This is a genomic window from Chryseobacterium arthrosphaerae (assembly GCF_001684965.1).
GTDB classification, from domain to species: domain Bacteria; phylum Bacteroidota; class Bacteroidia; order Flavobacteriales; family Weeksellaceae; genus Chryseobacterium; species Chryseobacterium arthrosphaerae.
This window is the reverse complement of record NZ_MAYG01000001.1, coordinates 3257178-3283659: the sequence shown is the minus strand read 5'-3', so window position 1 is coordinate 3283659 and position 26482 is coordinate 3257178. Positions and strand designations below refer to the sequence as shown.

General features: G+C 37.9%; 23 protein-coding genes. 12 read left to right on the top strand and 11 right to left on the bottom strand.

The genetic code is table 11. The features are described from left to right. Nucleotides 1–195: 195 nt before the first annotated feature. Both BBI00_RS14715 and BBI00_RS14710 read right to left on the bottom strand, forming a co-directional pair. Nucleotides 196–531 (bottom strand): DUF3276 family protein, encoded by a 336-nt coding sequence (locus tag BBI00_RS14715; RefSeq protein WP_027375472.1) that lies wholly within the window; start codon nucleotides 529–531, stop codon nucleotides 196–198. 99 nt (nucleotides 532–630) lie between these two features. After that, entirely contained in the window at nucleotides 631–2292 is a 1662-nt protein-coding gene (locus BBI00_RS14710; RefSeq protein WP_065399460.1) for an ABC transporter ATP-binding protein, read from the bottom strand. 91 nt (nucleotides 2293–2383) lie between these two features. On the opposite strand from BBI00_RS14710, the gene BBI00_RS14705 reads away from it, so the two are divergent. The 6 genes from BBI00_RS14705 (at nucleotide 2384) to BBI00_RS14680 (ending at nucleotide 7977) form a co-directional block, all read left to right on the top strand. Next, on the top strand, nucleotides 2384–3289 hold the full coding sequence (locus BBI00_RS14705) for a transcription antitermination protein NusB (protein WP_065399459.1): 906 nt from the start codon (nucleotides 2384–2386) through the stop codon (nucleotides 3287–3289). A gap of 1 nt (nucleotide 3290) precedes the next feature. Further along, entirely contained in the window at nucleotides 3291–3800 is a 510-nt protein-coding gene (locus BBI00_RS14700; protein WP_065399458.1) for a DUF1573 domain-containing protein, read from the top strand. 9 nt (nucleotides 3801–3809) lie between these two features. Further along, nucleotides 3810–4157 (top strand): preprotein translocase subunit YajC, encoded by a 348-nt coding sequence (gene yajC, locus BBI00_RS14695; RefSeq protein ID WP_065399457.1) that lies wholly within the window; start codon nucleotides 3810–3812, stop codon nucleotides 4155–4157. Between the two features lie 98 nt (nucleotides 4158–4255). Beyond that, nucleotides 4256–4990, top strand: a complete 735-nt coding sequence (locus tag BBI00_RS14690; RefSeq protein WP_065399456.1) for an SDR family NAD(P)-dependent oxidoreductase — start codon at nucleotides 4256–4258, stop codon at nucleotides 4988–4990. 305 nt (nucleotides 4991–5295) lie between these two features. Beyond that, entirely contained in the window at nucleotides 5296–6141 is an 846-nt protein-coding gene (locus BBI00_RS14685; protein ID WP_065399455.1) for a mechanosensitive ion channel family protein, read from the top strand. 297 nt (nucleotides 6142–6438) lie between these two features. Next, on the top strand, nucleotides 6439–7977 hold the full coding sequence (locus BBI00_RS14680) for a T9SS type A sorting domain-containing protein (protein ID WP_065399454.1): 1539 nt from the start codon (nucleotides 6439–6441) through the stop codon (nucleotides 7975–7977). A gap of 44 nt (nucleotides 7978–8021) precedes the next feature. Here BBI00_RS14680 and ligD read toward each other — a convergent pair whose 3' ends face one another. The 3 genes from ligD to ku all read right to left on the bottom strand — a co-directional run bounded on the left by ligD (nucleotide 8022) and on the right by ku (nucleotide 11352). After that, nucleotides 8022–9890, bottom strand: coding sequence for a DNA ligase D (ligD, locus tag BBI00_RS14675; protein ID WP_065399453.1), 1869 nt, complete (start codon nucleotides 9888–9890; stop codon nucleotides 8022–8024). A 71-nt stretch (nucleotides 9891–9961) separates the two neighbouring features. Further along, on the bottom strand, nucleotides 9962–10567 hold the full coding sequence (locus BBI00_RS14670) for a DNA polymerase ligase N-terminal domain-containing protein (RefSeq protein ID WP_065399452.1): 606 nt from the start codon (nucleotides 10565–10567) through the stop codon (nucleotides 9962–9964). After that, a complete protein-coding gene (gene ku / locus BBI00_RS14665; RefSeq protein WP_065399451.1) occupies nucleotides 10567–11352 on the bottom strand; it encodes a non-homologous end joining protein Ku in 786 nt (261 codons plus the stop codon). The genes BBI00_RS14670 and ku overlap by 1 nt, the downstream gene beginning before the upstream one ends. Before the next feature lie 148 nt (nucleotides 11353–11500). Here ku and BBI00_RS14660 point away from each other — a divergent pair, with 148 nt between their 5' ends. Further along, nucleotides 11501–12070, top strand: coding sequence for a Crp/Fnr family transcriptional regulator (locus BBI00_RS14660; protein WP_065399757.1), 570 nt, complete (start codon nucleotides 11501–11503; stop codon nucleotides 12068–12070). Between the two features lie 227 nt (nucleotides 12071–12297). Next, nucleotides 12298–13572, top strand: a complete 1275-nt coding sequence (locus BBI00_RS14655) for an adenylosuccinate synthase (protein WP_065399450.1) — start codon at nucleotides 12298–12300, stop codon at nucleotides 13570–13572. Nucleotides 13573–13645: 73 nt separating this feature from the next. Here the strand turns inward: BBI00_RS14655 and BBI00_RS14650 are convergent, their stop codons facing one another. The 3 genes from BBI00_RS14650 to BBI00_RS14640 all read right to left on the bottom strand — a co-directional run bounded on the left by BBI00_RS14650 (nucleotide 13646) and on the right by BBI00_RS14640 (nucleotide 19577). Beyond that, nucleotides 13646–14977: a M12 family metallopeptidase gene (locus BBI00_RS14650; protein ID WP_065399449.1), complete on the bottom strand. Its 1332-nt coding sequence runs from the start codon at nucleotides 14975–14977 to the stop codon at nucleotides 13646–13648. A gap of 480 nt (nucleotides 14978–15457) precedes the next feature. After that, the gene (aspS, locus tag BBI00_RS14645) at nucleotides 15458–17212 is read right to left on the bottom strand and encodes an aspartate--tRNA ligase (protein WP_065399448.1); all 1755 of its coding nucleotides are present in this window, start codon (nucleotides 17210–17212) and stop codon (nucleotides 15458–15460) included. Nucleotides 17213–17396: 184 nt separating this feature from the next. Next, nucleotides 17397–19577: a S41 family peptidase gene (locus BBI00_RS14640; protein ID WP_083988511.1), complete on the bottom strand. Its 2181-nt coding sequence runs from the start codon at nucleotides 19575–19577 to the stop codon at nucleotides 17397–17399. A 194-nt stretch (nucleotides 19578–19771) separates the two neighbouring features. Here BBI00_RS14640 and BBI00_RS14635 point away from each other — a divergent pair, with 194 nt between their 5' ends. Beyond that, a complete protein-coding gene (locus BBI00_RS14635; RefSeq protein ID WP_065399447.1) occupies nucleotides 19772–21166 on the top strand; it encodes an MATE family efflux transporter in 1395 nt (464 codons plus the stop codon). A gap of 202 nt (nucleotides 21167–21368) precedes the next feature. Beyond that, nucleotides 21369–21488 (top strand): 30S ribosomal protein THX, encoded by a 120-nt coding sequence (locus BBI00_RS14630; protein ID WP_065399446.1) that lies wholly within the window; start codon nucleotides 21369–21371, stop codon nucleotides 21486–21488. Between the two features lie 61 nt (nucleotides 21489–21549). Here the strand turns inward: BBI00_RS14630 and BBI00_RS14625 are convergent, their stop codons facing one another. The 3 genes from BBI00_RS14625 to BBI00_RS14615 all read right to left on the bottom strand — a co-directional run bounded on the left by BBI00_RS14625 (nucleotide 21550) and on the right by BBI00_RS14615 (nucleotide 24055). Next, nucleotides 21550–22203 (bottom strand): DUF937 domain-containing protein, encoded by a 654-nt coding sequence (locus BBI00_RS14625; RefSeq protein WP_065399445.1) that lies wholly within the window; start codon nucleotides 22201–22203, stop codon nucleotides 21550–21552. An 80-nt stretch (nucleotides 22204–22283) separates the two neighbouring features. Beyond that, nucleotides 22284–23543 (bottom strand): protein O-mannosyl-transferase family, encoded by a 1260-nt coding sequence (locus tag BBI00_RS14620; RefSeq protein WP_065399444.1) that lies wholly within the window; start codon nucleotides 23541–23543, stop codon nucleotides 22284–22286. A 2-nt stretch (nucleotides 23544–23545) separates the two neighbouring features. Continuing rightward, complete coding sequence (locus tag BBI00_RS14615; RefSeq protein ID WP_065399443.1) at nucleotides 23546–24055, bottom strand: DUF2480 family protein; 510 nt, start codon at nucleotides 24053–24055, stop codon at nucleotides 23546–23548. A gap of 145 nt (nucleotides 24056–24200) precedes the next feature. On the opposite strand from BBI00_RS14615, the gene lpxB reads away from it, so the two are divergent. Both lpxB and BBI00_RS14605 read left to right on the top strand, forming a co-directional pair. Then, nucleotides 24201–25304: a lipid-A-disaccharide synthase gene (gene lpxB, locus BBI00_RS14610; RefSeq protein WP_065399442.1), complete on the top strand. Its 1104-nt coding sequence runs from the start codon at nucleotides 24201–24203 to the stop codon at nucleotides 25302–25304. 42 nt (nucleotides 25305–25346) lie between these two features. Further along, nucleotides 25347–26435, top strand: coding sequence for a glycoside hydrolase family 99 protein (locus BBI00_RS14605; protein WP_065399441.1), 1089 nt, complete (start codon nucleotides 25347–25349; stop codon nucleotides 26433–26435). Nucleotides 26436–26482: the final 47 nt, after the last annotated feature.

The following is a 26482-nucleotide window of genomic DNA, read 5'->3' as shown; positions in this document are numbered from 1 at the left end:
TCAATAGGAACGGGCTTTAGCCCGTTCTTTTAATATAATAAAGATTCAACGGCTTTAGCCAAAACTTTATAAGTTGATGAGAAATGCTGCTGATCCAAAGGGAGAAATTTTGAAGTAACGATGTAAAATGTTTTGAGATTAGGGCATAAAAAAAGCATCCTTTTCAGATGCTTGTGTTTTTAGATATTCTTTTTTTTAAACCTCGTCGTCAGAATCAATTGTGAATGATCTGCTTTTGAAGTCTTTGTCATGTTTTTCTGAAATTACATCCTCACCCTTTTCATTAATGATGAAATCTGTGGACTCATTAAACATCTCCTGGAAACTTTTAAAATCTTCCTTATAAAGGTAAATTTTGTGCTTCTCGAATGTAGCTTCCCCATTCTCTCCGAAATTCTTCTTACTCTCAGTGATGGTAAGATAATAATCTCCTGCTTTCGTCTCGCGCACATCAAAGAAATAAGTTCTTCTCCCTGCTTTTAACACCTTCGTGAAAATCTCATTTTCATGGCGTTCCTTGTATTCACTCATTGTTAGATATTTTTTAATCTTGTTAAGAACAAATATAAAAGAATTCTTTTAATCACAAAATTTTTTTTATGATTTATTTAACAATTGAGAACGAAACGGCTATGCGGTTACAGAATTGGTAATTTCCGTAAGGTTGATGATCTGGTCGGCTTTTTGAGCGCTAGACTCTCTGTGTGTGATGATTATGGAAGTGGCATTGCTGATTTTCTTATCAATATTTTCCAGAATATTCTGTTCCGTTTCAGTATCCAATGCAGACAGAGAGTCATCAAAAATAATGATATTCGGGTCCTTGATTAAGGCCCTGGCGATACATATTCTTTGTTTCTGACCCCCGGAAAGCATAACGCCCCGTTCACCCACAAGTGTTTTATATTGTTCTTTAAACTCAACAATATTTTTATGTACATCTGCAATCTGAGCATATTCCACTACCTTTTCATGAGAAGGATGATCAATGGCAAAACCGATATTATTTTCAATGGAATCTGAGAACAGGTAGCTTTCCTGAGGAATATAACCGATGAAATTTCTGTAGTTATCAAGATTGTGGTCTTTCAGGTTTTTACCGTCAATCAAAATCTCCCCTTCAGTAGGATCTATCAGCCTGCACAAAAGTAAAGCAATCGTAGACTTTCCGCTTCCGGTTTTGCCCATGATGGCCAAAGATTCTCCTGCTTTGATTTTAAAACTTAAATGATCCAGCGCTTTGATTCCTGTATTTGGATATACATACGAGACATTTCTGAATTCAATATCTCCTTTAATCGTATAGTTCTCGAAATTGGTATTAATGATCTCTGATTTTTTATCCATAAATTCATTGATCCTTTGCATAGAAGCTTCAGCCCTCTGGTTCACAGAAGTTACCCAGCCAACCATAGAGAACGGGAAAATCAGGGTATTGATATACATGAAAAAATCTGCGATTTTACCGATACTTAATTCTCCGGCAATATATTTGGTTCCCCCGATCCAGATAATGGCAACATTCAGCAGACCGATAACAAATAAAATAATGGTAAAGAAATAAGCCTCTGTCTTAGCAAGGTCCAATGCCTTATTCTGATAGTCGGTGACTTTGATTCCGTAGTTCTTTTCAATATACTTTTCCCTTGCAAAAAACTTTACTACACGGATTCCCGAAAAGCTGTCCTGTACAAAGGTGGAAATGGCTGACTGGCTTTTCTGCATGATCTTCGACTTTTTATTGATAATGGAACTTACTTTATAAATGGCAAAAGATAGAATAGGAAGCGGAAGCAAAGTCCATAAAGTCATGGAAGCATCCGTTTTTACCATATAAATGGCAGTGATCAGAACCAGAACGATGAGGTTGGCCACATACATGACGCCGGGACCAAGATACATTCTTACAGCAACCACGTCTTCACTGAGCCTGTTCATCAGGTCTCCGATGGTTGTCTGCTTGTAATCCGTTAAAGATAAATCCTGGTAATGCCTGTAAATTTTATTTTTAAGCTCATATTCAATTCTTCTGGAGGCAACAATGATTGTCTGTCTCATCATAAAAGTAAAGAATCCGGTTAAAAGTGAGCATCCCACAATGATTCCGACGTAGATAAGCACCTGCTGATTGAAACCGAGATTTCCGCTTTTGGTAAGCTCATCCACGGATTTTCCTACAAACTGAACCTTATATATATTAAAGAAATTACTGGCAATGATAAATAGTACCCCCCAAAACAAAAGTATTTTGTGTTTCCAAAAATAAGGGTTTAAGGTTTTTAGCGCTTTCATATAGTTTGACAAAATTACAAAAATGTCATCACACTACGAATTTCATCAATTTTAAATTTTGTATCTTTGCACGCATAAAAAAGCTCTTTGAATGTTAGGAAGACGACAAATCCGTGAAAAAGTAGTACAGACAGTGTATTCTTACTATCAGAATCCTGTAAAGTTTGATGTTTTAGAGAAAAACATGTTCGCTGGAATAGAGAAAATCTATTATCTCTATATCTACCAGCTTAATTTCCTGGTGGCCCTGAAAGATCTGGCAGAACACCAGATTGAGATCGGAAAGAACAAATATCTTAAAACAGATGCTGATATAAATCCTAACCAGAAATTCATCAACAACCAGGTATTGCAGAAGCTGGAAGAAAATCCTGAAAGATTATTCTTTACAGGACAGCACAAACAGCTGAAATGGGATATGCATGATGATCTTCTGGTAAAGACTTTCCAAAGAATTACTGCAGGGAAACGTTATCAGGATTTCATGAAAGAAGAAGGTTATTCTTTTGAAGAAGATCAGAAATTTATTGGAAAACTGTTCTTAAGATATATTGCTGAAAATGATGATTTCCATGATTATCTTGGAGATAAGGAACTTTCATGGTATGACGATATCCATATTTCAAACTCAATGGTACAGAAAACAATCGGTTTCCTGAGAGAAGATGAAGAAAGCAGAACCCTGATCAAAATGATCAAAGATGAAGATGATAAGACTTTTGCCAGCAAACTGTTGAAAGACACCCTGAACAATTGGGAAAACAACGAGAAAAAGCTGGAAGAAAGACTGGAAAACTGGGACCTTGAAAGAGTTTCCCTAATGGATAAGGTTATCTTGTCTACTGCGATTTCAGAATTGGATAATTTTGCTTTCACGCCTTCAAGAGTTATTATTAATGAATATATCGAAATTGCAAAAGTATTTGCTACAGACCGTTCCAATATCTTCATTAATGGTATTTTAGATAAATATTGTAAAGATCAAAATAGAATATAAAATGAAAAAGACGTTATCAATTATCGCCTTGTCTATTATAGGTTTTGGGCTGGTTTCATGTAAAAAAGAAAACAAAGAAACTCAGACTGCTGAAACAGTAGCTACAGATTCTACAGCTGTCGGAGCTCCGGTAACTGCTGATTCTACAGCAACTCCTGCTGCTCCTGTGGAGGAAACAGCTAAAACTTCAAATGAGCCATCTACTACAGTTGCTTTATCAGAAAGCAATTTCGATTTTGGAAAAATCAAAAAAGGAGATAAGGTAGAGCACGTATATGAAGTGACCAATACGGGGAAAAATCCATTGATTATCTCTGAAGTAAGACCAGGATGCGGATGTACAGCTCCTGACTTTACAAAAGAGCCGATTATGCCTGGTAAAAAAGGTAAGATTACCCTGCATTTCGATTCTTCAAGCTTTGACGGAAACGTACAGAAATATGCTGATGTTTTTGCTAACGTAGAAAAAGCTCCGATTAAATTAACGTTCACAGCGAACATTCAACCATAATCAGAAAATATGTTGACAGTATTTTTGCAGGCACAGCCAGGAGGATCTTCATCAATGATGCTGATCATGATGGGAGTAATGTTCGTCGGGTTTTATTTTCTGATGATAAGACCTCAGATGAAAAAACAGAAGCAGGAAAAAAACTTCCAGGAAAACCTTAAAGTAGGAACCAGAGTAGTCCTTACATCAGGTCTTCACGGAAGAATTGCCCAGGTTCAGGACGACGGTTTTGTCATCGAAACATTATCCGGAAAACTGAAATTCGAAAAAGCAGCAGTTTCAAGAGAAATGACTGAAGCACGCTTTGGAGATAAAGCAAAGGCAACGGAAAAAACAGAGACTGAAGAAAAAAAATAATTCAGTCTGAAAATATTTAGCTGCGGCGGGTGAACGAAGTTCACCCGCCGCAGCCTTTTTAGTGGAAATACTATTCATTAATAAATTATCTTTGCCTTATGAGTCAAAATACCAATAAAACAGTTCTTATTCTGGGAGCCAATTCAGATGTGGCGAAGCAATGTATCAAACAATATGTTTCCAAAGGCTATTATGTGATTGCAGCTTCCAGAAATACACAATCACTGGAAGATTTTATTACAGCCAATCAACTCAATCCTTCACAGGTCTCTGTTTTATATTTTGATGCTGCAGATTTTGATTCCCATCAGGCATTTTATTCTGCACTTCCTGTAAAACCTCATATCGTTGTATATGCTGCCGGCTTCCTGGTAGATAATCAACAGGCGCTCACTGATTTCAAAGGTGCCAGACAAATGATGGAGGTCAATTATATGGGAGGGGTTTCGATCCTGAGTATTATTGCTATGGATAACAGCAATAAGAACCTTGAAAGAATAATCGGTCTTTCTTCCTTATCCGGTGTGAGAGGCAGAAAAAGCAATTTTGTTTATGGAAGTACAAAAGCAGCATTCACTCAGTTTCTCGCAGGTTTAAGGCAGGAACTTGCTTCCCGTAAAATTATTGTCAATGCCCTGGTAATCGGTTATATCAGAACAAAAATAAATGCAGGGTTAGAATTGAATGAATCACTGATTATGGAACCGGATTACGTAGCAAAATTTATAGTCAACGCCGGAAATTCATTTACCATTGTTCCTGATTTCAAATGGAAGATCATTTATCATATCCTGAGATTGCTGCCTGAAAGCCTGGCGGCAAAACTTCCATAACAACAATTTTATACCGCTGAAGAATAAAAATAGATGGATTATGTAAAAGCGGTATCGTTTTTGTAATGCTATGTCCGGAATTATTTCTTCTCAGTAAGACCGGTTTTAAAATGATCATTGAGTAAGACGGATACTATCTTTTCCGTCATCAGCTATTTTTCATATATCCTGTCCGTTCTTTAATCTTAAAGATTGAAGAAGGATTTCTTTTTGACTATAGATTTCGTTTACTCTCTATCATTTTTTTTTCTGTCAGAGAAAATCAGAACAATTGTACAAAAAACATAAATATAAGCAGTAAAAAAATGGACGATTTAGAATTGAACAAAATTCAGCAGCATTGGGATACCTTAATCTCTTCAGCTATTTCATGGGCACCTAAAGTTATTACAGCAGTTATTTCCGCATTACTGATTTACCTTATCGGGTCGTGGATGATCAGAATGATAAAAAAACTGGTTGAGAAAGCTTTCAAAAGACGTAATATGGAAGCGTCATTACAGCTTTTCCTTCTAAATATTATCAATTGGGGACTTAATATTCTTCTTTTCATTGTAGTGGTTACCCAGTTGGGTGTACAAACTTCGGCATTTGTTGCAATGATTGGTGCTGCCGGTCTGGCGGTAGGTCTGGCGTTACAGGGATCCCTGACCAACTTCGCAGGAGGAATTCTTATTTTATTATTGAAACCTTTTAAAATAGGAGACTTTATTTCAACCAATTCCGGTGTATCGGGAACCGTACAGGCGATTGATATTTTTCATACCAAGTTGGTTACTCCGCAAAATCAGTTAATTGTTATCCCCAATGGAGTCGTTTCAAACAACAGTATTACCAATTTTACCCAGTTAGGAACACGCAGAACTTCTTTGGATATCGGTATTGCTTATGATGCAGATCTCAGACTGACCAAAGATATTCTGATGCAGGCCATTAAAAATAATCAATACGCACTTACGGATCCTGCGCCACAGGTAGTGGTAACAGAACTTGGAGACAGTGCCGTAAATGTATCGGTGAGAGTAAGTACTTCCACTGAAAATTTCTGGACAATGAATGAAGAACTGATTATAGAATGTAAAGAAGCCTTAGATAAAGCCGGAATTGGAATTCCTTTTCCACAAAGGGATGTACATGTTTATAATCAATAATAGATATAACTTTAATTTAAATTATACTGAAAAATCCTGCATTAATGAATGCGGGATTTTTTTTGGACTGAATCAGGGGGCAATATGCATATTATTTGATAATAATCTTTGGAAATTCAAACTTGGTCATAAGCTGATTATAATGTTCAAGAAATAAAAGAGAATTTCCGCTATGTGATTCAGAAATTGGGTTTCATTAAACCCTCGTTAAGACCAGTTTTTCAAAACGGATAGTGTAATATTCTTCTCATTCCTCTTCAATATTACCTTATATTTGCGCAAAATAAAACAATAATCATGATCAATAAACTTTTCCTATTTTTAGGAATATCAGTATCAGTTGTTTCAGTAAAAGCACAAAATCAATTTCTGGATCCTAGCTTTGGCACTAATGGAGTAGTGTCTTATACGCCGAATAGTAATAATAGATTTATTTATGAAACAGGAGCTGTAACGTCCCAACAGAAAATTATAGTGAGTGGAACTTATTATAGTATCCCCAATAATAATCAGACAACAACCAATGTTATTCAGAGATTGAATGCTGATGGAACAATCGATAATAGTTTTAATACGCTATTTATTTCTCCTTCACCTTACGGACCTCTCTCTAGATTACTTAGAATGGGTATTCAATCTGATCAAAAAATCCTTCTTGGAGATTTATTAGGTAATAAATTGATAAGACTTAATGAAAATGGAACTTACGATACTGGATTTGGTAATAATGGAACGGTGGACGGAACTATTTTAGATGATTTTGTTAGCAATCTTGGAATGTCAGGACTCTTTAATTTTAATAATGTGCTAATAACTAATACTAATAAAGTCTTAGTATGTAGCTCTATAGTAGAAAATCAGGTGAGGAAATTAGCAGTTCTTCGCCTTAATGAAAACGGTTCTATAGATACGGGCTTCGGAAATAATGGAATACTATTAATGGAGAGCGATTCAGGCCGTTTAGTGGTTCAGAACGATTCAAAATTGGTTTTGATTGGTCAAAAGTTTAATGGCATCTTTATGAAATCCAGATATTCGGAAGACGGTATTTTGGACACAACTTATAATAATAATCCTGTTTCATATACTCCTATACCCAATTATGTAACTTACTTATGTACAGCTACAGGTAAAGATAATAATACTTATATATATAGCTTTTCTTCTGCGGCAGGTATACCGACAATGCTCATTACTTTAATGAAATTAGATCAAAACGGAGAACTGGATAATAGTTTTGGGACCAATGGGATTGTCAATGAGGTATATTACAACAATAATACTAGTTATTATGTGGATACTAATATCCTTTTTCCTACTTTATTATTAGACAATGCAAGTAATTTATTTTTAATATGTACTGCAAGTCCTACAGGAAATGCAGCGGATACGAATCAATTTATTAAAAAATTTAAGCCAGATGGCTCTGTTGATCAGGGTTTTGGTAGTAATGGTGTAGTAGATATTGATTTGAATGGTAAAGAATATATGAATTCAGCCATTTTAACCCCTGATCAGAAAATTATGGTATTTGGAAATTATCAGACTCCGGTTAAAGGGCTTATTACAAAGATTCTGAATAATACAAATGCATTGTCCGTTAAGGAAGAACGTTCTAAGATTGAATCTGTAGGTATCTACCCTAATCCTGTGAAAAATATTCTTCATATCAATAGTGGGCAAACGAAAAATCTGGATGTTGAAATTACAGATGCAGCGGGTAGAAGTATATTAAGAATAGGTATTAAAGACAATAAACTTAATGTAGATGAATTGCAGAAAGGTATTTATTATCTGAAAATAGGAAATACAACCCATAAGTTTATCAAGGAATAAAAAATAAAAGACGGGATTCTTCCCGTCTTTTTTATTTCAGTTAATTATGACCCCTGTAAAAACTCCAGTACCTTCATCATATCAATTCCTTTGCCTAAAACAGGCTTAAATAGATCTCCTTTTTCTTTGATCCTATCCAGCGCATTATGAATGTTAAAATCTGTAGGTTGTAATCCCGGCTTCAGCTCGTCCCAATCCAAGGGCATGGAAACGGAAGCACCTTGTTTAGGTCGCAAACTATAAGCACTGGCCAGGGTTTGCCCGGTCCTGTTCTGAAGATAATCCAGATAAATTTTCTTTGGGTCTCTTTTTTGAAGACTCCTTTCCAGGGTGGTGATCTTCGGTATTTTTTCATTGACCTGTTTCATCAGAATGTGGGCAAAATCTTTTACCTGATCAAAATCATAACGTCCGCCCATTGGAATGTAAATATGAATACCTGTACTTCCGGAAGTTTTACAATAGCCTTTTACTGAAGCTGCTTTTAAAACTTCATTCACCTGAAGGGCGGTTTCAATCACTTCATCAAAAGAATTTTTAGTGGAAGGGTCCAGATCCAAAACAAGATAATCCGGATGTTCCAGATCCGGTAAAGAGCTGTTCCAGGGATTCATGTCGATGCAGCCTAGATTATTCAGGTAGGCTAAGGTTGCCTTGTCGTTGCAGTAGATGTAGTCTATATTTTTGTCGTTCGATTCAGAGTAAACCTCCGTAGTTTTGATCCAATCCGGAATATGTTCACCTGCATCTTTCTGATAAAAGCTTTGTTCTTCAATTCCGTTGGGAAAACGATTCAGAGAAAGCGGGCGATTCTTCAGATGAGGTAAGATATAAGAGGCAACAGACTGATAATATTCAATCACATCTCCTTTAGTGATTCCATCTTTTGGAAAATAGACCTTATCCTGATTCGTAAGTTTCACTTTATGTTTATTTAAAGTGATCTCTTTTTCTTTATCGGAAGTTTCTGTTTTTTTGGAAGATGCTTTAGCTTTCATTACTTTAGGTTTTTCGTTGAAGGATGAATTGTTAATTTGTTCAGGTTCTTTATCCTCACGGATTGTTATAAATACCGGATGACGGAAGATACCGTCTTTGGTGATCTCGGAATATTTGATTTCACATACCAGTTCAGGTTTTGTCCAGGTTACAGGCATATTCGTTTTAGGAACATCGGTAAACGGAGAGCTTTTGATGACCAGTTTCCGGAGCCTTTCGTACATTTCCTGTAAAGAAGCAGCATTGAACCCTGTTCCCGTATGACCGCAATAAGTCAGTTCCCCGTCAATATACTTTCCAAGAATCAACGCTCCGAAACTTTTCCTTGAACCTCTTGGCTCCGTAAATCCGCAGATAATGACTTCTTCCGTATTGGAAAACTTGATTTTAAGCCAGTCGCTGGTTCTGTGATTTTCCACATATTGACTATCTGCCCGTTTGGCGATCATTCCTTCCAGTTTCATTTTTTTCATTTGCTCAAAAAATGCAATACCTTTTTCCGGAATATGTTCACAGTATTTGATGACATCGGTTTCCACCAGTGCCTCTTTTAAAAGTTCCTTTCTTTGAATAAGCGGAAGTTCTTCCGTGGAATGGCCGTTCAGCCAGAGGATGTCAAAAACCTGATAAACGAGAGCAAGATTGGGATTATCCCCGATTTGCTGTAAAAGCTGAAAATTAGGCTTTCCCTGATCGTCATAGGCTACCACTTCACCATCCAGGATCATCTGATGCTTTTGCTGTTTGAAATCCTGAGCTATTTTGTCAAATTTCGGTATGAATGAAATGCCGTTCCGGGAGTAAAAAAGGGGAGTATCCCGGCTGAGGTCTGCAATAGCCCTGTAGCCGTCCCACTTAATTTCAAAAACCCAGTCCTTATCATCAAATGCTTCTTCAGAAAGTCTCGCAAGCATAGGCCTGATAAAGGATTTTAATTTTTTTTCGTTAGTCAGGGAATTGAATTTCTGAAACCGTTTTTCCGAAGTTATGACTTCTTTTTTCCGCTTTTTTTCAGGCTTTTTTTTTCCTCTAAGAATTGGGTGACCAAAGATTTTGGTGAGGTGTTTTCTTCAGCATCATAAGGACTTTCAGCAAACTCATCCTTATGTTTGATCAGAAGCCATGCATTGTCTTCAGAATTTTTCATTTTGACCAGGGCAAATTCTCCTTTAAGTTTTTTACCATGCAAGATAAATTTTAAGGAGCCTGCATGTAATTCCTTCAGCAGTTCCTTTTCATCAGAAAGTCTGGAATTTTCATCTAATGGTTCATAAGTTCCGCTGTCCCATACCTCAACCTGTCCGGCTCCATAATTTCCCTCAGGAATATTTCCCTCAAAATCTTTATAATCGTACGGGTGATCTTCTACCATCATTGCCAGGCGTTTGTCTTTTGGATCCAGTGAGGGGCCTTTGGGAACGGCCCAGCTTTTCAGCACCCCTTCCATTTCCAGCCTGAAATCATAGTGAAGTCTGCTGGCAGCATGCCTTTGAATCACAAAAATAAGTTTGTCTTTGCTTTTTTTTGTTTTTCCTTTGGGTTCGCTGGTTTCATCGAACTTACGTTTGTTATGATAATCTTTAAGAGCCATTACGATGCGGATTTAGATTTGGAACTGTTCAGACTGGCCTTTAGCTGGGCCATAAGGTCAATCACTTTACCTTCTTTGGCAGGAAGGGCCTTTTTGGCTTTACTGCTTTTACCTTTCGCTTTCTGCTTGATGATCTTCAATAGATCATCAGAATACGTATCTTTATACATGGCAGGATCAAAATCCTGAGAAAGCTGTTCAATAAGATTGATAGCCATTTTCAGCTCAGCGGGCTTCGGAGCTTTATGGGCAGGTATTTTTAAATCCGAATAATCCCTGATCTCCTGATCAAACCTCAGGCGGTTCAAAATCAGAATGTCATTTTTATAAGGCCGGATCAGCCCAATGGCTTCACTTTCCCGGAGGACAAATGTGCCTACTCCTACCATTTGGGTTTCTTCAAGTGCCTTTAACAAAAGCCTGTATGCACTCTCTCCATTTTTCTGAGGCTCCAAATAGTAAGGAGTCTCAAAATAAATACTGTCTACTTCTTCTTCCTTTACAAACTGATCAATAGAAAGGATTTTTGTTTTTTCAGGGCTTGCAGCTTCGTAATCTTCCTCATCCAAGACGATATATTTGTCATCCATGAGATAACCTTTCACGATGTTTTCCCATTTTACTTCTTTTCCTGTATTTTCATTCACTCTTTTAAACCGGATGTTGGAATAATCGGATTTATCGAGCATATCAAGGTCCAATTTGCTGGTCTCCGTCGCAGAGTAAATCTTAACAGGAATATTTACTAAACCGAAGCCAATGGCGCCATTCCAGATTGCTTTCATTGTCTTACGTTTTTAAAAATCAAGCAATTAACATGCCGATAGAGCTTTATGTGGTACGTGTTGTTAAGCTTTTTGCCAAATGACAATGGTTTTTCCGGGCGACTTTTATACCTTTATCTTTCCGTAAATGGGCGGATACAGCAAAGACATGGAAGAACTTTTTAATTACATCAGAAAATTTGGAATCCTGAATGCACAGGATGAACTTTTGATTGCTAAAGGAATTCAGGAAATAACCGTTCAGAAGGGAGATCCCTTTATAGAAGCAGGAAAGGTAAGCCAAAGAATTGCTTTTGTAAAAGAAGGAGTGTTCCGGTCTTTATATTATAACAGGCAGGGAGATGATTTTACCCGCTATTTTATCTATGAAGGAAGGTTCATCGGAGATTTCCAGGGCTTTACTGATCAGCTTCCTGCCCATGAATATATTGAAGCTATTACAGACGCCGTATTACTTGTGATAGATCTTAATACCTTTAAGATCCTGGAAGAGAAAATTACGATATGGCCGGTTTTATTTGCGAGAATTCATGGTTTTGTTGCAGAAAACAAACTTAAGGTGGCGAGCATTATGCTGAATCAGGATGCAAAATCCCGCTATATCCATTTTTTAAACCATTACCCCGGCCTGGCCAACAGAGTCCCGCAATCTATGCTGGCGTCTTACCTGGGGATTACCCCTTCATCACTGAGCAGGATCAGAAGAAATATTTTGTGAGCAATGTGCCCATAAATATACAATTAGGACGGGCTTTAGCCCGTTCCTGTTGTTTCAAAAAATTCCATTGGCTTTAGCCGAAACTTATCAAAGCAATAATCTGAACGGAATCCTGGCTTCATAATCATCAATATTTTCATCAGTCATAACCTCATACGTTTTTTGCCAAATGACAATGGCCTCCCTTCTCATCTTCCCTAGCTTTGTACTATAAAATTTTAAATAATATGGATATTGTCCTGGGATTGCAGTGGGGAGATGAAGGTAAGGGAAAGTTTATTGATCTTATCAGTGAAAATTATGACATTACAGCGCGTTTTAACGGCGGATCTAATGCTGGGCACAGCATAGAAAGAAACGGGCGGAAAATAACGCTTAAAATGATTCCTTCGGGGATCTTTATGAAAGAAGTACAGAATATCATTGGTACAGGAACGGTTCTTGATCCTGTAAGTTTTAAAAAAGAGATCCTGAATCTTCAGGCCTTTGATCATACCGTTCAACCGGAAAAAAATATCATTATTTCTAAAAAAGCTCATCTGGTAATGCCTACGCATAAGCTTCTGGATATTTTTATGGAAGAAAATCCGGAGTACACTACCATTGGAACGACAAAAAACGGGATTGCACAGGCGTATTCCAATAAAATATTAAGACAGAATCTGAGAGTGGGGGATATCGGATCTCCGGATTTCCAGAGCAGGGCACAGCATATTCTTGAAAGAGATTATAAGATGCTGGAAGATGGAGGAATGATTGTTTTGCCTGCCTTGGAAGAAATCACTAAAGAATTTTTTGAGGCCGTGGACTTTCTTAAAAAATTCACATGTACAGAAACTGAAATTTATCTCAATAAGGCTTTATCCGAAGGTAAAAAAGTATTGGCGGAAGGATCTCAGGCAGCCATGCTGGATATTGATCATGGTACTTATCCGTATGTAACATCCTCTTCAACCACAGCATCGGGGGCAAGCAGCGGATTAGGAATTTCACCGAAAAAGATCGGTGAGATTTATGGGATTGCCAAAGCTTATTGTACGAGGGTAGGGAACGGAGCTTTTCCAACGGAACTTTTAGACGAATTTGGGGATGATCTCAGAATGAAAGGGAATGAATTCGGCTCCAATACCGGCCGCCCACGAAGAATAGGCTGGCTGGATCTTCCGGCACTGAAATATGCAGTAATGATCAATGGTGTTACTCAGCTTGTTCTGACTAAAGCAGACGTATTGAGCGGATTGAAATCTGTAGCGGTCTGTACTCATTATGAACTGGAAGGAGAAATGATCCCGGTCGCCGGTACGCTTCCCGAAAATGCAAGACCTGTACTGAAATGGATGGAGGGATGGAACGCCGATTTTTCCAACATGAAAAATGCCGCTGAACTGCCCCGGGAAGTAATCAGTTTCTTATCATTTCTGGAAGCAGAACTGGAGATTCCTGTAGGCTATCTTTCTACGGGGCCGGGAAGAGAGCAGATTTTGAAGCTGACCAATAAATAATTTTACAGTAGAAGCATAGAATAAAAGAAGAGGTTAGAATAAATTTCTAACCTCTTTATTTGTATGGAAAAGTTTAGTTAACTTTTGTAAGTATAAAGCGCTGCTTTGTAGAGGGCTGAACTGTTTGGTTTGTAGTGCCGATTACAATAGGGGTAAGATTGGTCGTTAAGCCATCTTTTACCTCTAATCTCAGGGCCGGTGCATTCTTGGGAGCGAATCCAAAGCCATTATTTCCCAGATTGAATAATAACCATTTCTGAGAATCCGCATCGGAATTGGTTCTTAGTTCAACAGCAGTTCCATTTGTTGTCCCGTTACCTTTTACGGTTAACACTTTTGTAGGATCCAGTATAGATTTGATGATATAATATCCATGATCTGATTTGGTGAAGGTAAATCTCTGGTTATTCCCTGTAGAAGATGAATATAAAATGATACTGGTGCCGTCTGTCGTGGAACTTCCGGTAATATCTACATTTTTATCATTCGCTAATGCTGTTGTCATTGTATAGGTTCCGTTGATTGCAGAGCTGACATTTACAGGTCCGTACAAATGATTTATTCCAGCATAATCACCGGCAGATAACCCTGTCCTTTGCTTGGTAAAAGTGGATCCGTCCAGCTTAGTCATTACAGGCTGGCTAGGGTCTATGGCAAAATCTGTAGATTGATACATCATGACTGAACCGAAATCAAACGCACCATGTCCTGCATAATCATTGTAAAGGTTGAAGTTATGGCGGCTTCCTTCTACTGCTTTGTTAACATCTACAATAATATACTGGTCCCGGTCCGGACGGCACTGTTCGTGCATGATTCCCATAGAATGCATTACTTCGTGAGCAATAATTGCCGGATAAGTAATATTATAAATTTTAATACCGTTAACTCTGTTTTTTTGCCATCCAAGCGGAGAACTGTTGGATGTTGTATAAGTAAAGGTGATGTATTCTGTTTGATTGGTACGTTCAACAAACTGCATATTGGTTTGAGAAGAGATCATATCAAACGCTTTGTTGATATTGGTAAGGAACGTGTTGTAATTCTGAGTGCTCATAGTTCCCTGGCTGGGTAATGTATAGTAGACTGTGGCATCCGGCCATGTCTTAATAAAGGAGCTTACAATGGTACTTTTTTCTGCTGTGGATATTCCGGAGTTGGCCTGCATCTTTAAATTATTAAACTGCTCGGAGCTAATAGTAATATCGTCTGCATAAAAATATTCACCATTTACTTCATTAACATAGGTGTATTTTCCGTTAATTAATAATTTGTGAATCTTTGTATTGTCCAACTGTGTCGTTGTTTGATCTATTGAATCTGCTTGTGCGTTTTCAATATCCGATCTACATGAATTCAGTGCCAGAACAAGGCATCCTGTTAAGAGTAATAGTTTGCTTTTCATATTATTTATATTGGTTGATGATCAGTTTTTAATATGAACAGCTATATTATTATCCTACCCAAAGATTATTAAATTAATCAATTCCTAAGCTTTGATTAATGTCTTCATTATAATCCAGCTGTGTGCTGTAAATATATTAATAAAAGATTATGTTTGTATATAACATAATATAATGATTGTTTTGTTGGTTTTTCTATTTAATAAATGTATTTATTTCGTTGATTAGTTTATTGTGTTTAATTTTTTACTACTAAATATTAAATTAGATTATTTCACTATTTATGGACATGCAGGTCGGAACACTACTTTATACTAACATAAAAGTTTATTCTGTTAAAAAAATTAATAAAGAGTAATGAAGTAGGTGGTGTTATGAATCCAAATAATACTGTCTTATAAATATTATTTTCACAAGAACTATACTGAGGATTTCTGTAATTGAGGATATAAAAAAAGCGGGGCAAATACCCCGCTTTAAATTTATGCTTTTAAATCTAATTTTAATTCTAACTCATCGAGCTGTGCATCAGCAATGGGAGCCGGAGCGTCAATCATCACATCACGCCCGGAATTGTTCTTAGGGAATGCGATATAATCTCTGATGACCTCATTTCCGTCAAGGATCGCTACCAGACGGTCAAACCCGAATGCCAGACCTCCATGTGGCGGTGCTCCGTATTTGAAGGCGTTCATTAAGAATCCGAACTGAGCTTCAGCTTCTTCTTTAGAGAATCCTAAAAGGTCAAACATTTTAGACTGAAGATCTCTGTCGAAAATTCTGATAGATCCCCCTCCGATTTCGTTTCCGTTCAGAACCATATCGTAAGCGTTGGCTCGGGCTTTTCCAGGATCTGTTTCCAATAAGTGAATATCTTCAGGTTTTGGAGAAGTGAAAGGGTGGTGCATTGCATGGAATCTTTCCGTATCCTCATCCCATTCCAATAGAGGGAAATCAACAACCCAAAGCGGAGCAAACTCGTTTCCTTTTCTTAATCCCAAACGGTTACCAAGCTCCATTCTTAATGCAGAAAGTTGAGCCCTTACTTTATTTTCGTTTCCTGAAAGAATCAGCATTAAATCTCCTTCCTTAGCTCCGAATTTTTCAATGATTTTTGCTAAATCTTCCTCACTGTAGAACTTATTGACCGATGAGGTCTTCACTCCGTCATTCTGGAATTTTACCCAAACCATTCCTGAAGCTCCGATCTGTGGACGTTTTACCCAATCTACAAGCTCGTCGATCTGTTTTCTGGTGTATTCTGCACACCCTTCCACATTGATCCCTACTACCAGTTCTGCATCATCAAATATCTTGAAGTCTTTTCCTTTTACCAGCTCATTCAGTTCTACGAACTCCATTCCGAAACGGATATCCGGTTTGTCGTTTCCGTATTTCCTCATGGCATCCGCAAAAGTCATTCTTGGGAAATCTCCGAATTCCTGACCTGTAATATCTTTTAAAAGCGTTTTGGTCATTCCTTCAAAAACATTCATCACGTCTTCCTGTTCTACAAAAGCCATTTCACAGTCGATCTGTGTGAATTCCGGCTGTCTGTCTGCTCTTAAATCCTCATCACGGAAGCATTTTACAATCTGGAAATATTTATCCATTCCTCCTACCATCAGAAGCTGTTTGAAAGTCTGTGGAGATTGGGGCAATGCATAAAACTGTCCCGGGTTCATTCTGCTGGGAACCACAAAGTCTCTTGCTCCTTCCGGAGTCGATTTGATCAGAACAGGAGTTTCCACTTCGATGAAACCTTCGTCAGATAGATAATTTCTTACTTTCTGAGCCATCTTGTGACGGAAGATCAGTTTATCTTTTACCGGATTTCTTCTGATATCCAGGTAACGGTATTTCATTCTCAATTCCTCTCCACCGTCAGTTTCATCCTCTATCGTGAAAGGTGGAAGCTGTGAATCATTAAGAATCGTTAATTTCTCTACTAAAATTTCAATTTCCCCAGTTGGAATATTAGGATTTTTGCTCACTCTTTCAATGACTTTTCCGGTCGCCTGAATCACAAATTCACGTCCTAATTTTTTAGCCTCTTCCATAAGTGCTGCAGAAGAACGCTCCTGATCAAAAACCAGCTGGGTAATTCCGTAACGATCTCGAAGATCTACCCAAATCATAAATCCTTTATCACGGATAGTCTGTACCCATCCGGATAGTGTAACTTCTTCATTCAGATTTTTCAGAGATAATTCTCCGTTGGTGTGTGATCGAAACATAATTATTTGTTTAAAGTTCAATGTTTAAGGTTCAGTCCCGAACCTTGAATTTTTCGTTGGCAAAGATAAGATTTTTGCAGGTTTTATAAATAAAAAAACTTCCGAAAGGAAGTTTTTTGAATATGTTTTTTGCTGATAAAAGAATACCAGATGTTGTCTGATGCTTTCTATGGTAGTTTGGGAATTAGCTTTTGATCCACGCAAGAGCTTTATCCAGTACCTCATCTTTACCATTTTTGATCCCTTCTACGGTAGGTTTAATCTCAACATCCGGAACAATTCCGATTCTCTGGGTTTCTGTTCCGTCCGGATAATAGATTCCGATCCCACTGATCATGGTTGAAATATTTCCGGGAAGAAGGATTCTTGAAACATTACCATCGGCACCCGCCGTTGTGGAACCAAAAACTTTTGAATTGGGAGCGGTTCTGAATGCCATTGTGTGGTATTCGGCACTACTTTGGGTAGTTTCATTGATAAGAATTGCAATTTTTCCCTTATAATGTTCAGCTCCGCTCCCCTCTACGCCAAGATTGGGAGTAAATGTAAAAAGCCCGGGCATCTGGTTGGTGGTCTGGGTGAACTTTACAAAATCTGAAGAATCTTTTTTTAATAGTTTTCCCATAGAAAATACAACAAAATCAGAAGGATAGCTCCTTAAGTCGATTACGATTCCTTTGGTATTTTTGAGCTGGCTGAAGCTCTCGGAAAGCTTTTTACCATCTGCGCTTCCCATATAGAAATAGCCGGTCTGGTTATCCAGTATTTTAAAGAAATCTTTCTGTTCCTTTTTAATATTCAGTTCTTTAGGTTCAAATGTTTTTACTGTCAGGCTTTCTGTTTTTCCGTTTCTGGAAATCTTGATATTCATTGTTTCGGAATTGCTTCTCAACAATTTCTTTGCAATATCTCTCAGTTGGGTAGGGTAATTGGAAGCAGGACTTATTTTTAACAGTTCCTTTACGATAGGGTCTACCGGCTTTCCGTTAATTTCTGTGATGATGTCTCCTATCTGCAGGCCGGATTCTTTACCAAGCTGATCATTGATATAGCTGCTGACAACTGCTTTATTCTCTGCGAATGTAAGCTTTACAGGAACATGTCTTGCTCCGAAATATTTGTCCAATACCTTATTGGATCCCCATATGTTGGCATGGGTGTCATGAATTCCTGCGATGATCTCTAAAGCGGCAAGCGTATAATCGGTTTCATTTTTTGCGTCGGCAAATTTGGGAATAAACTCGGGCAGCACTTCTTTCCAGTCTTCCTTGATCAGGTTTTTGTACGGAAAATAATACTGAATAATATTCCAGTATTTATAAAGCGCAAGGAGACGGAAACCGGCATCCGGATATGCATCATTTTCATAAGGTTTTTCATTGCTGAAATCAGGATTTCCCACGCCATCATAGAAGTCTACGTAATAATTGGCTTTGGGTCTTTTGGCGTCTTTGATCTGAAGAAGAAGATCGGAAAGCTCTTTTGAAAACCCTGAACTGGTGATCCAGTTGAGATCCGGAGCTATTTTTACGTTTTTTGTATCGAAGGTGAATTTCTCAATCTGAAAGGTTCCCAGACCTTTGATCCATTCTGTCAGAATCTGATCTCTCTGTTTCGCTGAAGCACCCGAGATTTTAGGCAAAATTCTGAAAAGCTCATAGTCCCAGTTGTACTTTCCTTCGGCTATATTGGGATGATAATATTTCAGATATCCCCAGATCAGTCCCAGATTTTTTAAATTCTCCAAATTCTTTTTGCCGGTATCAATACTGCTGATTTTTGAGCCCTTATCAAATTCAAGGTCAAGATCAGCATTCACCTGTTTCTTCTGAAAAGCTGTGGCTTCCTGAATATCTTTTCCATCAATCGTGATTCTGATATTATCAAACCATGCTTTTCCTTTGCCTGTAAAAAGAGTTCCGACTACAATTTTCTTTGAGTTTTCGGGAGAGAGGGTAAGAGTGGTTTCATATTTCGCCCATGAAGTTGTGCCTTTTATATTTTTGCTTTGCATATTATCAAAGCCGACTTTGGGATCTATCCGCATCCAGATTCCTGCAAATCCGTCTGTAAGGTTTTCTGTTTTGATATAACCGGAAATAGTGATCTTTTTTCCGGCGTAGTTTTCAGGAAGTGTATACATAAGCCCTGTCATCCCTTTCTCAGCAGATTGCGCCAGAACTGAGTATTGGCCATCCTGTTTTTCTTTATTGTCAATAGAAATTGTTGCCGGGCTGTCTCCAATGATGCTCCATGATTTCGGAAGATTATTTTCAACACTTTCGAAGCTCAGGTTATCAACTTTACTTTGCCCCTGGTAGATAAAAGGCAGTAGCATCAAAAATGCGATGATGTTTTTTTTCATGGTATTTATTTTTCCCAAATCTAGTGAGTTAAATGATTTATCAGGCTATATCAGGCTGATTTTTAAATAAATTTTATCAATACAGATTCATGTTTTAAGAGATTTTTAACAAATATACCTCTGTTAAAACTTTTCATATGCAAAGTTATATTCAATTTTGAATCAATATTTTTGTCATACAAATCACAAAGATTATGACACGATACCTTGATTTTTTGAAGAGGGCCTTTAATGGAGAAGATACTGATTACACAAAGGTAAATATCAGAAGTGCCGTTTTGCTTTTAGCAATACCAATGATGCTTGAAATGGCTATGGAATCGGTATTTGCACTGGTTGATCTGTATTTTGTAGGACATCTGAAAGAAAGCGGTTTTGCAATTCAGACGGTAGGACTTACGGAATCTGTGCTTTCTGTGATGTATTCTATAGCTATCGGAATGAGTATGGCGGCTACAGCCCTGGTAGCAAGGAGAATTGGTGAAAAAAATCCGGAGCAGGCATCCAGAAGTGCGGCGCAGGTTTTATTGGTTTCAGTTGCAGTCACATTGGTTCTGAGTTTACTGGGAGTAATATACGCTGAAGAAATTCTTATCCTGATGGGAGCAAGGCCGGAAGCTGCAGCTTATGGGAAAGATTTTACAAGAATTATGATGGGGAGCAGTACTATTATCATGCTGCTGTTTCTGATCAACGGTATTTTCAGAGGGGCAGGCAATGCAACGATCGCTATGAAAAGTTTATGGATTGCCAATATTGCCAACATTATTCTTTGCCCGGTCCTGATAAAAGGTTTCGGTCCGGTTCCTGCAATGGGACTTACCGGAGCTGCATTGGCTACAACAATAGGACGAAGTATAGGAGTAATTTATCAGCTGTATCATTTGCTGGTAGCAGATACCCAGATCCGTATCAGGCTTGCTTATTTTAAACCGGATTATGGTTTGATTCAGTCTATTATCAAAATTGCGACTCCCGGAATCTTTCAGTTTGTGATTGCTTCATGCAGCTGGATTTTCCTTGCAGAACTCGTGGCTACAACAGGTGGTGAAAATGCTTCTGCCGGCTATCAGACAGCTTTGAGGCTGATGATGTTTTTTATGCTTCCTGCATGGGGGCTGAGCAATGCCGCTTCTACTCTGGTGGGACAGAATATGGGAGCTAATGAAATGCTGAGAGCTGAGCAGTCTGTGATGAAAACGGTAAAATATAATGTGATATTCATGTTGACCGTCAGTTTAATATTTATCCTTTTCAGCAATTTTCTGGTCGGTTTCTTTACCCAGGAGGCGGAGATTAAAAGTTTTGCCCAAAATGCCCTTCACATTATGAGCACAGGATTTATTTTCTACGGGATCGGAATGGTCATGATCAATGCTTTCAACGGGGCAGGAGATACCTGGACCCCAACGTGGGTGAATCTCTTCGGATTCTGGCTTTTCCAGATTCCTTTGGCTTATTTTCTTTCAAAATACCTGGAAATGGGACCTAAAGGTGTCTTTATTTCAATTCCGGCGGCAGAGACATTGATTACTATCGTTGCATTTGTTTTATTTAAAAGAGGAAAATGGAAAACCATTAAAGTTTAGAAGGAATAGAAACTGAGGATTGATCAAATGAAAATATGAATCATTATTTTTAGAATTGTCAGATAATTATATTCCTGCCGGCAATTCCCCTTCTATCTTCCAGCATCCACCTTCCTACTTTTTATAAAATTTTAACAGCCTGGTTTCTTGGCTTTTTAATCCATATTTTCTAAATTCGTCATAACAACAAATATTTATTACTATGGGAAAAGGAGACAAAAAATCGAGAAGAGGAAAGATCAATTCCGGAAGCTATGGAAAGAGAAGACCAAGGAAAGCTTCAAAATCTTTTGCAGCGACAGAAGAAAAATCTAAAAAGTAACAGCAATAAAAAAGACCAAAGAAAATTTTCTTCGGTCTTTTTTGTATACAAATTAAATTAATTATTTTCCAAAAATATTTCCAAGAATGCTGCCTAAGCCGCCACCTTGCTGCTGTTGGTTTCCACCGCCACCCAGTACACTTCCTAAAATATCATTCAAAGGATTGCCTGAAGACTGAGATTGCCCACCACCTAATACACTTCCAAGGATGTCATTTAAAGGGTTGGATTGCTGAGCCTGAGCCTGGCTGGATGCATTACCGAGAATTCCTCCTAAAAGATCACCAAGACCTCCTGCTCCTACATTGCTCTGCTGTTTCTGCTGTCCGATATACCCCATTACTACAGGTGCCAGCATGGCAAGAATAGGTCCTATCTTATCAATGGAAATTCCTGTATTCTGTGACAACTGGTTTTCTACACTGCTTTTTTGACCTCCAAAAATATGGTCAAGGATAGACCCGCCTTCAGCCTGTCTCGCTTCAACTTGTGAAGGATCATTTAAAATACTGCCGTTATGGTCTTTATCTAAAGCATTATTTAAAGCTTCTGCTTCTTTGGCGTCCTGAGATTTGTTTCTAAGGTAAGAAATAATAAGAGGGGCAGCTACAGCCAATAGGGCAATAACCTGGTTTCTGCTGATTCCGAATTTATTTTCAGCCTGTTCAGCAACCTGGTTGCTTGTGTTCCCTGTAAGTAGGTCAATTAAACTCATTTTTGTGTTTGTTAAGTATTAAGTGAACCAAAGTTATCAAAAAATATGCCTTACAAAATACCTGCAGTTCATAATTATTGTTAAAGTTTTCGGATCTGCTCGTCAGTGTATCCTTTGCTCTTCAGAACCATGATATATTCTTCCGCACTTCTTGTCATCCATTCGATAGGTTCGGGAGCTTCTTTTTTATCCAGGGTAAATCCTACAATTCCTGAATTATTGTACATCCATGGAAGTAAATAATAGGCAAGTCCTCCTTTGTAGCTTTTGAAATGATCAATTTCCTTACCTTTTTGGGTAGACCGTACGATGTTGTAGGAAAGAAGATATGCTAAAGGGATAAGAAGACATATCCATGAAAATTTTCTGAATCCGGCGTATTGTACAGAAGACAATCCGTAGCCTATGGAAAGGGCAAAAATTACATTAAAGGGGAGAAAGAAAACATAATTGTCTGAAACGGCATAGAATGTTGAAAAACCATAGACACAGATCGCTCCTGTAAAGAAAACATAGAACATTTTCCTATGGGCTTTATACAACAGAATCACACCCGCTATTCCGAAAAATACGAACAGATTAAAGTTATGAACAAGGTAAGCCAGTGAGACGAAAAAATCTTTTACATATTCCAAAGGTGCTTTTTTTAAGGAATTTTCCACCCAGTTTCCCTGAGGTGACGAATACGGGGAGTTTAATGGTAACCCCTGTGCTGTATTAACGATGAATAAAGATGAAAATAATACAATGAAAATAAGCAGGGAAGTATAAACATACTTTTTTTCATGCCTGAAATAGAACAGGAAAACAAGCAGGGAAGGAATAAGCAGGATATTCTGAATATGTACCCAAAGGCCAATCCCTAAAAAGAGGCTGCTGAGTATAATGTACTTATTTTTATTTTCTGCAAAAACCTTTATCATAGAAAAGAAAAAAAGGCTTACCCATAAGGTATTGTAAGTGTAGACCTCTACAATTTCTGCATTTCTCCAGAAAGAAAAGCTGAACCCGAACACAACAGATGCAGTGACGGCAACCCAGTCTTTTCTGATCAGGTTTCTAAGGGTAAGATAAATCACAGAAACCGTTGCTGCTCCGGAGGTAACTACTACAAACCGGCTGGCTTCTATCGCATTCAATCCCGTGATAAGTTTTATCAGAATAACTGTATTGTTGTATAAAAAATGGCTGGTCGCATCAGCGGTTGGTACCCAGATTTCTTTTTCTGCCGTCAGCACAAATCCTACACAATCTGCAAAAGGAATTTTTGTGAAACTCCCTATATAATAAATTCCCAGAAAGACAATAAATATGAATAATGCAGATAGATATTTATTCATTTTTAATTCTTTACAATAGGAACATTAGAGCAGGCTTCCCCAAACATCAATGATTTAACAATAGGTTTAAGCTGTTCTACCAGTTCTATATAAGCGTTTTCAGGGATTTCCTTGTCTGAGCAGCCTTTTACCAGGACCCTTTTGCCTGTCATATCACTGAAGTCATAAGTCTGTATGGCGTTGTGCATCAAAATAACCTCAAGGTCCTCACGGTTCCCGAAAACGATCTTTTTGGCAACATCCGTAAGTTTGGCAGTAAGTACAAAATAAGCCCAAAGCGGAATAATCGTATCCACAGAATTGTAGATATAAATATAGGTGTTTTTATAGTCGTCTGCATTGATGGCTTCTACCTTTTCACGGAAATCTTTTTCCTTCAGGATTATTTCCTGAAACAGAAAATCTTTAAGATCGATCCCCTTTCTTTCTCCTTTTGGAACTAAGGTAGACAGATCAAAATTGATAAGACCGCTTTCGGCAACTTTATTTCGGATTTCAAATTCTTCTGACATTTTTATCATTATCTTTGAACAAATTTACGAATTAAGATCATATCTATTTTAATTTGTTCTCTATCCCTGCCATAGAAATCTCACATGATCCCGAATCATCTGAGGTTCTGAAGGCATAAAAACAAATAATAAGATTTCGGAAGAAATGAAATATTACATTATTGCAGGAGAAGCTTCCGGTGATCTGCACGGGAGTAATTTAATGAAAGCCTTAAAACAGAAAGATCCGGATGCGGAGTTCAGATTTTGGGGTGGTGATCTGATGAAAGCTCAGGGGGGAACGTTGGTTAAACACTATCGGGACCTTGCATTTATGGGATTTCTGGAAGTGGTAATGAACCTGCGTACGATCCTGAATAATATCAGATTCTGCAAAGAAGACATTCAGAACAATAAACCGGATGTGCTGATTCTGGTAGATTATCCCGGTTTTAATTTAAGGATTGCCCGTTTTGCAAAAGAATTGGGAATTAAAGTGGTATATTATATTTCTCCCCAGCTTTGGGCATGGAAAGAAGGCCGGGTGGAAATCATCAAAAAATATGTGGATGAAATGATGGTCATTCTTCCGTTTGAAGAAGATTTTTACCGTAAACACGGCGTACATTCTCATTTTGTAGGACATCCTTTGCTGGATGCTATTTCGGATCTGAAAGAAATCAGTATTGAAGGTTTTAAGTCTGAAAACGGACTCAATGAAAAAGAAATTATTGCGCTTTTACCCGGATCCAGAAAACAGGAAGTGGAAAAAATGCTTGAAATCATGCTTTCCGTAAGACCTTATTTTAAAAACTATCAGTTTGTGATTGCCGGAGCACCAAGCCTTCCCAAAGAGTTTTATGAGAAATATGTGGATGATAACGTACATTTTGTTTCTAACAGGACCTATGATCTGCTGCGATGCTCAAAGGCTGCCCTAGTCACATCAGGAACAGCTACCCTGGAAACAGCACTGCTTGATATTCCTGAAGTGGTTTGCTACCGTGGAAGCAAAGTTTCTTATGCTATTGCTAAAAGACTGGTTAAAAATATTAACTACATCTCACTTGTAAACCTGATCATGGATAGGGAAGTGGTGAAAGAGCTGATCCAGAATGACCTGAATACCAAAAACCTCGTCAGTGAACTTCAAAAGGTTCTGGAGGGGGAAAAGCGACAGCAGGTTCTTGCAGACTACAGTCTTCTAAGGGAAAAATTAGGAGGTAAAGGGGCCAGTGAACATGCTGCTGATGTTATTTTGAAAGTATAAATTCCGTAACTGTTTTTTGAGATTTTAAATCCACTTTTTACTATGAAATATTTTAGCCGGTTTCTGTTATTTGTTGTATTTATATTTGTATTCTCGAAAACCTCTGCTCAGGATAAAAGCAGGGATCAGGTTCAGATCTTTTACTATGGCTGGTACGGAAATCCGGAAACCGATGGAAGCTATTCACATTGGAACCATGAAATTCTTCCTCACTGGAAAGACCCGAAATGGAATAATCTCGGGCATTATAAAGGCGGTGACGATATCGGGGCAAATTTTTATCCGGCCTTGGGGAATTATAGCTCCAACGATGCCAGCATCATTGAAAAGCATATGAAAATGATTAAGCAATCCGGAGCAGGAGTGGTGGTGATCAGCTGGCTGGGTAAAGATTCCTTTACTGATAAAAGTACCCGGAAATATCTCGATATTGCAGACCGTTTTGGCTTAAAAATAGCCTTCCATATTGAACCGTTTTACAAAAATACCACGGAATTTAAAGATCAGATCGCCTATCTCATCAAAACATATTCTTCTCATCATGCCTTTTATAAAAAAGAAGGGAAACCATTGCTGTATGTTTATGACAGTTATAAAATTCCTAAAGAAGAATGGGCAGAAATTTTATCAGAAAAAGGAAAAGAAACACTTAGAAATACTCCGCTGGATGCCTTGTATATCGGACTGTGGGTAGAGCAGAAAGATGCTGAATTCTTTGATGCTGCAGGGTTTGACGGTTTTTATACCTATTTTGCCAGTGAAGGTTTTGTATTCGGGAGTACAGCAGCCAACTGGAAGTTTCTTGCAGATTATGCAAAAGATCATCATCTGATTTTTATTCCTTGCGTTGGGCCAGGTTACTCAGACACCCGCATAAGACCATGGAATGAAGCTAATTTTAAAGACAGAAACGGAGGGAAATATTACGAAAATATGTTTGATGCGGCGATTAAAGTGAAACCTGATTTTATCGCGATCACTTCATTCAATGAGTGGCATGAAGGTACTCAGATAGAACCTGCTGTTCCTAAAAGATCTGGAGATTTTACTTACGAAGATTACGGAAAAGATCCGCAGTTTTATATCAAAGAAACGAAGCGACTGACGGATAAGTTTCTGAAAGGGAAATGATTTGAATTTAAATGTTGTTTTAATAGCAAAAAATCAAGCGTTCTATT